The sequence below is a fragment of the Bordetella petrii genome (assembly GCF_020991325.1).
Classification (GTDB): Bacteria; Pseudomonadota; Gammaproteobacteria; order Burkholderiales; family Burkholderiaceae_B; genus Bordetella_A; species Bordetella_A petrii_E.
The window spans coordinates 1-7179 of sequence record NZ_JAJMLX010000238.1; the positions used below are offsets into that span (position 1 = coordinate 1).

General features: G+C 66.5%; 4 protein-coding genes and 1 pseudogene. 3 read left to right on the forward strand and 2 right to left on the reverse strand.

Annotated features, from left to right (window positions below):
• Positions 1-387 (forward strand): annotated as a pseudogene (locus LPZ50_RS19305) (3-oxoadipyl-CoA thiolase); the annotation flags it as partial.
• A gap of 64 nt (positions 388-451) precedes the next feature.
• Here the strand turns inward: LPZ50_RS19305 and LPZ50_RS19310 are convergent.
• Both LPZ50_RS19310 and LPZ50_RS19315 read right to left on the reverse strand, forming a co-directional pair.
• A complete protein-coding gene (locus LPZ50_RS19310; protein WP_419195613.1) occupies positions 452-946 on the reverse strand; it encodes a DUF192 domain-containing protein in 495 nt (164 codons plus the stop codon).
• Positions 947-1061: 115 nt separating this feature from the next.
• Positions 1062-1307 (reverse strand): cold-shock protein, encoded by a 246-nt coding sequence (locus LPZ50_RS19315; RefSeq protein ID WP_012249572.1) that lies wholly within the window; start codon positions 1305-1307, stop codon positions 1062-1064.
• 221 nt (positions 1308-1528) lie between these two features.
• Between LPZ50_RS19315 and clpS the strand changes: the two genes are divergently transcribed.
• Complete coding sequence (clpS, locus tag LPZ50_RS19320; RefSeq protein ID WP_230663857.1) at positions 1529-1843, forward strand: ATP-dependent Clp protease adapter ClpS; 315 nt, start codon at positions 1529-1531, stop codon at positions 1841-1843.
• A gap of 85 nt (positions 1844-1928) precedes the next feature.
• Positions 1929-7136, forward strand: coding sequence for an alpha-2-macroglobulin family protein (locus tag LPZ50_RS19325; protein WP_230663859.1), 5208 nt, complete (start codon positions 1929-1931; stop codon positions 7134-7136).
• Positions 7137-7179 lie beyond the last annotated feature (43 nt).

The following is a 7179-nucleotide window of genomic DNA, read 5'->3' on the forward strand; positions in this document are numbered from 1 at the left end:
CACGGCCTGACGCCGCGTGCCCGCGTGGTGGGCATGGCCACCGCGGGAGTGGCGCCGCGCATCATGGGTATCGGCCCGGCGCCGGCCACGCGCAAGGTGCTGGAACTTACCGGCCTGAAACTCGACCAGATCGACGTCATTGAACTGAACGAGGCTTTCGCCGCGCAAGGCCTGGCCGTGCTGCGCGACCTGGGCATTGCCGACGACGATTCCCGTGTCAACCCCAACGGCGGCGCCATTGCCCTGGGCCACCCGCTGGGCGCCAGCGGCGCGCGCCTGGCCACCACGGCCATCAATCAGTTGCACCGCACGGGCGGCCGCTATGCCTTGTGCACAATGTGCATCGGGGTAGGCCAGGGCATTGCGGTGGTGCTCGAACGCGTCTGACCGCAGTCGCCCTCAAAAAAAAGCCGGCTGTCCGGCTTTTTTCGTTTTCGCACCTGCAGCGGAGTCAGGGCAGTCCGCCAATCCGGGCGCCGGCCTGGATGCCGTGGGCGGCAAACCAGCCCTGCGCCATTTCCAGGGCATAGCGTACCGGCCGGGCCGAGCAATGCGCGTCGTCGGTCTGTGGCGCCATGTCGGCGATGTTGACGATGGCGCCATCGTCCGCGATGAACGCGATCGACAGGGGCAGGGGAGTATTGCGCATCCAGAAGCACTGCAGGTCCGGCTGCTCGAAAATGAACAACATGCCGTTATTGTCCGGCAGATTCTGCCGGTGCATCAGGCCAATACGGCGGGTCGGTTCGGTACTGGCCACTTCGGCGCGAATAATGTGGATACCGGCAGACAGTTCCGCCACGGGCAGTCCAGACTGCGGGGCGGCGGGCGCCTGCTGGGCCCGGGCCATGGGCGAGGCCAGCAAGGCCCCCAGCAGCGCGGCGGCGGCCACTGCCGCCTTGAAGAAAGAGAGCACGGACGGTGGCGGCGGGCAACGGGTCGACATGAGACAGTGAAACGGCGGAAAATAACAGGGCGGGGCACATTGCCCCGCCCGGGAACTGGCACCGCCCGACACCGGCCAGGCCGGGGCAAGGGCGTTGCGATACGGATACTGGGCGTCAGGCCGACGTAATGTTCAAAGCCTGTTTGCCTTTAGGCCCCTGGATGATTTCGAAAGCCACTTTCTGGCCTTCTTTCAGGGTCTTGAAACCGTTCATCTGGATGGACGAAAAGTGCGCGAACAGATCTTCACCGCCGTCATCGGGCGTGATGAAGCCGAAACCCTTCGCATCGTTGAACCATTTGACGGTGCCCGTCGATTTGGGATTGTCCCCTTGGACGGCGGTTGCGGTCGTATCAGACATGCGGACTGCCTCATTGAATCGTATGTTTTACAGAAGGCGTCATGGCTGGGCCGTTAGGCCTTCCGGCTTCCGGTGGCCTTTATTACTGCCCGTAGGCCCCGAATGCGTGGATAATGCTCTGCTTTTCTTTCCGGCGTCAAGTATGGAAACTCCGCATTTCTGCGTGTAATTTTGGGTAAGTCGCGGCTTTCCCGCTTCCCGTTTAAATAGAATCCCGCCCTATGAGTTCGACTTTGGATAATCAGCACGACGTGGTGGTGGAAAAGGCGCCAGCCCGTACCGCTCCGCCACCGATGTACCAGGTGGTGCTGCTCAATGACGACTACACGCCCATGGAATTCGTGGTGAAGGTCCTGCAGAAGTTCTTCGGCAAGAACCAGGAAGACGCCACGCGCATCATGCTGCAGGTGCACCATGAAGGGCGTGGCGCCTGTGGTATTTATCCGCGTGACCTGGCGGCGACGCGCATCGCGCAGGTGGCGCAATATGCGCGCGCGCGGCAGCATCCGCTGCAGTGCATCATGGAACCGGTGTAGACATCTACCTATAGTATTGGGCCAAGCCGGCACGGGCCGGGCCATCCGGGCGCGTCGCGCCCTGCACGCTGTACAGGGGCATGTCATGGGTCAAAGAGGGGGCGCGCTTGGCATTCTGGCGGTGGTGCTCGCCATCGCGGTAGGGTTGGGATGGTGGGCCGGACGCGGGGGAGTATCCAGTGGTTCGGCTCCGCAATCCGGCACGGCGGCGCGAACCGCGCCCCCGGCATCTGGCAGCGCCGCGCAGCGTCCGCCTGAATCCGTGGCGCAGCCCGCCGCGGCCACGGTGGGGCAGGCGGATCCTTTTTCGGTGCTCGACTGCCAGTCGCGCCAATACGATGACACCCTGGCGTTGGCCGTGACGTTCACGCAGCCCGTGGATCGCAAGGCCGACCTGGGCGCTTACTTCAATGTGGTCGACACCGGCGCGTCCAAGGCCGGCGACGACACGCCGGCCGCTGCCGCCGCAGCCATCCGCGTGCCTGGAAACTCGCCCATGCCGCAGGGCAAGCCTGCACAGGGCGCGTGGGTGGTGGGCGACAACCCGCGCATGGTCTATTTTCCTTATGTGCAGCCGCAGCGCAGCTACGCAGTGCGCGTGCGTGGCGCGCTGCCGGGCGCCCAGGGTGGCGCCACCTTGGGCGGCGACAGCCAGTGCGTTGTGCAGACTCCCGCCATGCCGCCGTCGTTCTATTTCGCCAGCCGCGGGGTGGTCTTGCCGGCCGGCCAGAACGGCGGCCTGCCTGTAGCCACCGTCAATGTGCCCGAAATCGACGTGCAGTTTCTGCGCGTGGCGCCGGAGCAGATGCCCGAGTTTTTCGATGAGGTGCTCGGGCTGGGGCAAGCCCGGGAGGATGACGACGACACTGCCGGCGAGGGGCCCGACGACCCCTGGCGCTACGCCGATAACCGCAGCCTGAAAGGCTCCGTCAGCAACTGGGACCTGGACCGGCTGCACGAACTCACCACCAGCGTATTCCAGGGGCGGTTCCTGACCGACAAGCGGCCGAACCGGCGCCATGTCACGTTCCTGCCGGTGGAGCAGATCGCCGAACTGCAGCAGCCCGGCATTTACCTGGCCGTCATGAGCGAACCCGGCCGCTTCCGGTACGAATACCAGGTTACCTACTTTTATGTCAGCGATGTCGGGCTGCATGCGCGGCGCTACGCCGACCGCATCGAGGCGTACACCGTATCGCTCAAGACGGGCCAGCCGGTTGCGGACACGCACGTAGAACTGGTGGACGGGCAGGGCAAGGTGCTGGCACAGGCGCGCGCCGACCAGGCCGGCCATGTGCGCTTCGATGGCGACCACACCCGCGCGCGCCTGCTGCGCGCCATGCGCGGCCAGGAACTGACGGTGCTCTCGCTGGGGGAACCGGCGCTCGATCTGTCCGAATACGACATAGGCGGCCACCCCGCGCGCAACAACAATCTGTTTGCCTACGCGGGCCGCAACCTCTATCGGCCGGGCGAAACCTTCCTGGTGTCGGTGTTGCCCCGGGATCCGGACGGCCGGCCCCTGCCGCACGCGCCGCTCACGGCTACCCTGAAGCGCCCCGATGGGCGCGTAGTGCGCAGTGAACTGTGGGAATCCGCCAGCAAGACGCCCAATTATGTCGAACACGGCATCAGCCTGCCGGCAGACGCCCAGACGGGCAAATGGCTGCTCGAATTGCGGGTCGACCCGGCGGCTCGCGTGCCGGATGCCAGTTGGTGGTTCCAGGTGGAAGAGTTCCTGCCCGAGCGCATGAAACTGCGGCTGGACACACAGCAGGCGGTGCTCGGCCCCGACGACGCGTGGCGTATCGACGTGCAGGGCGATTATCTCTACGGGGCACCGGCCGCCGGCAATCGCCTGCTGGCCAGCTTCCAGGTACGGCGCGATCGTTTTGCGCTGGCGCAGCAATGGCCGGGCTTTATTTTCGGCGACGCGGCCGACGACACGCTGCGGCATTATGAAGAACTGCCCGAAACCGAACTGGACGAGGGCGGCGGCGCGCAACTGACGGTGAATCCGGAAGGGGCCGGCGCGGCCCATTCGCCGCTGCGCGTGCGTGTGTCGGCCAGCCTGCTCGAGTCAGGCGGCCGGCCGGTGGTCCGGTCGCTGGAGCGCAGTATCTGGCCGGCCGACAAGCTCATCGCCGTGCGCCCATTGTTCGAAGACGACGTGACGCGCGAAGGCGCGCCCGCCGGTTTCGAAGTGGCGCGCCTGGATACGGCGGGGAAGGTCGTACCGCTGGCCGAAGCGCAGTTGCGCCTGTACCGGGAACATCGCCAGTATTACTGGCGCTACGACGACCAGCGCGGCTGGAACAGCGGTTACACCGAGACCGAAGAACTCGTTGAATCGCGGCTGATCGCGCTGCCCGACCGTACGTCGTTGACCCTGCCGGTGGGCTGGGGGCGCTACCGCCTGGAAATAGCCGACCCGGAAACCGGCCAGGTGCTGCGCTACCGTTTCTATGCCGGCTGGGGTGCGCAGGACGCCGAGGCCGTGGGCAACCGGCCCGACCGCGTGCAACTGAAGCTGCACGGCACGCCGGCCAGGCCGGGCGACACGGTCAAGCTGGACATCACGCCGCCTCATGACGGACAGGCGCTGGTTACCGTCGAGGGCGATCGCATGCTGTGGTCGCGCTGGGTGCCGGTGCAGGCCTCGGGTACGTCGGTAGATATACCCCTGGCCCCGGACTGGAAGCGCCATGACCTGTATGTTTCAGCAGTGGTATTCCGGCCGGGCAGCGAAGGCGACCGCGTGACGCCAGCGCGGGCAGTGGGCCTGGCCTACCTGCCCGTGGCCAGCGCGGAACGCCGCCTGGACATCAGGCTTGACGCTCCCGCCAAGGTCGAGCCCGAACGGACTGCGACGGTGCGCGTCAAGGTGGACGGCTTGCAGGGGCAGCGCGCCCATGTGACGCTGTCCGCGGTCGACGTGGGCATTCTGAACATCAACCAATACGCCACGCCCGATCCACTGGATTACTTCTTCGGCAAGCATCGCTACGCCGCCGAATTGCGCGATATGTATGGCAAGCTGATCGAGAAAATGGACGGCACGCAGGGCCGGTTGAAGTGGGGCGGCGATGCGGCGCTGCGTGGCGACAGCCGCAGCCTGCCGCGCAAGGTTCGCCTGGTCGATCTGTTTTCGGGGCCCGTGGCCCTGAATCAGCAGGGCGAGGCCGACATCCCGCTTGACGTACCGGACTTCAACGGCACCCTGCGCCTGATGGCCGTGGCTTTCAGCGACGCGCAATACGGCAGCACCGACAGCGAAATGGTGGTGGCCGCGCCCATCGTGGCCGAGCTGAACACGCCGCGCTTCATCACGCCGGGCGACCAGGCGGCCATTGCGCTGGACCTTACCAATCTCAGCGGCGCCACCCAGCAGGTGACGGTGGACCTGCGTGCGCTGGATCCCCTGGCCATTGCCGATGGCACGCGCACGGTTACCTTGAAAGACCGCCAGCGCAGCACCTTGCGCTTTACGGCGACGGCCACCGGCTCGTATGGGCTGGGGCAGTTGCGCCTGCAAGTGGACGGACGCGGCGGACCCAAGCCGGTGCATATTGTCCGCGAGTCCGTACTGCAGGTGCAGCCGGCCTATGCCGCCGATACGCAGGTGCGGCGCCTGCGCCTGGCACCGGGGGAAAGCTATGCGCCGGGGGCGTCGGCGGTGGCCGGCTTCTACCCCGACTCGATCTCGGCGGGCATCAGCCTGTCGAACCGGCCGCCCATCAATGTGAAGCGCCTGGTGCAGAGATTATTGAGTTATCCCTATGGCTGCACGGAACAGACCATCAGCGCCGCCATGCCCTGGGTGCTGTTGGGCGACCAGGATGCAAAACGCTTTGGCCTGCCCGCGCATACCGGCCAGGAACGCGCGGAGAAAGTCGCCGGCGCGCTGGGCCGCCTAGCCGGGATGCGCAATGCGTCGGGCGCGTTTTCCTTGTGGGGCGAGGCTTCGTCGCGCGACATCTGGTTGACGGCCTATGCGGTGGGCTTCATGCAAGACGCGCGCGACCAAGGGTTCGCGGTTCCCGAGTCCGCGCTGTCGCGCTCGCAGCAATGGCTGCTGGAACAAGTACAGCAAAGCGCGGGCAGTTTCGGCACCTGGCCCGACAGGTTGCGGCGCGGCCTGGAGGCCGGCCGAGTAAATGCCGACGATGCCTCTCTGTTGCGCAACGATCATCGCCGGTTCGCCGGCTATGCGGCGGCCGCGCTGGTGCTGGCGCGCGACCGCAAGGCGCCGCTGTCCACGGTGCGCCAGTTGTTCGACCGCTACCAGGAACGCGCCTTGTCGCCGCTGCCGCTGATGCAATTGGCGGCCGCTTTCCAGCTCATGGGCGACGCCGCGCGCATGCAGCAGGCGCTGGACCTGGCGCTGGCGCGGCCCTACGGATACCGGCACCATGGCCGCGCCGGGGCGTCGGATGAATGGCTGGGAGACTACGGCAGCGGGGTGCGGGATTACGCGCTGGCGTATGCGCTGGCCGCGCAGCATCAATTGGCCGGGCAGAACCTGCAGCCCCTGCTGGCGCAGCTGGATGCCCGGATGCAGGGGCGTTCGTATCTGTCCACCCAGGAGCAAATGGCGTTGTTGCTGGCCGCCCGCGCCACTGGCGGCGATGCCGATACACCGTGGTCCGCCGCGCTGGCAACCGCCGGTGGGCGGCAGGAGCTCAGCGGCACACAAGACCGCAGCCTGGCACTGCAGGGCGCCGACTTGGCAGCCTTGCAAATTACCAATACCGGAACCCAGCCGCTGTTCGTCGAACTGGATATGCAGGGCACGCGCACCCAGCCGCCCGCGCCGCGTAGCGACACCATACGCCTGCAGCGCAGCTGGTACACACCCGATGGCAAGCCGTGGGACGGCGGCGCCTTGCATACGGGCGATATGCTGGTGGTGAAACTGCGCGTGTCGGCCAACCAGACCCTGCCGGACGCACTGCTGGTTGACCGCGTTCCCGCAGGCTTCGAAGTCGAGAATCTGAACCTCTCGCAAAGCCCCGACATGCGCGATTGGGAAATCGGCGGCACCCGCGTGGCCGATGCCATGGCCAATCCGGCCATCAAGCACCGTGAATTCCGCGACGACCGGTATGTGGCGGCAGTGGCCCTGAACCGCAACCCCGTGGACGTGTTCTATATGGCGCGGGTGGTCACGCCGGGGCGCTATGCGGTGCCGTCCAGCGTGGCCGAAGACATGTATCGGCCTGAATTGCGAGGCGTAGGCGAGAAATGGAGCCCGATCGAGATCCGCGACCGCGGCGCCGCCGCTGGCCGATAGGCGGGCGCCGCCTGACCGGCCTAGCGGGGGGCGCGGCGCTGTT

Coding starts and splice junctions, on each gene's coding strand:
- LPZ50_RS19310 (WP_419195613.1), bottom strand. CDS start 946: ATGTCGACCCGTTGCCCGCCGCCACCGTCCGTGCTCTCTTTCTTCAAG.
- LPZ50_RS19315 (WP_012249572.1), bottom strand. CDS start 1,307: ATGTCTGATACGACCGCAACCGCCGTCCAAGGGGACAATCCCAAATCG.
- clpS (WP_230663857.1), top strand. CDS start 1,529: ATGAGTTCGACTTTGGATAATCAGCACGACGTGGTGGTGGAAAAGGCG.
- LPZ50_RS19325 (WP_230663859.1), top strand. CDS start 1,929: ATGGGTCAAAGAGGGGGCGCGCTTGGCATTCTGGCGGTGGTGCTCGCC.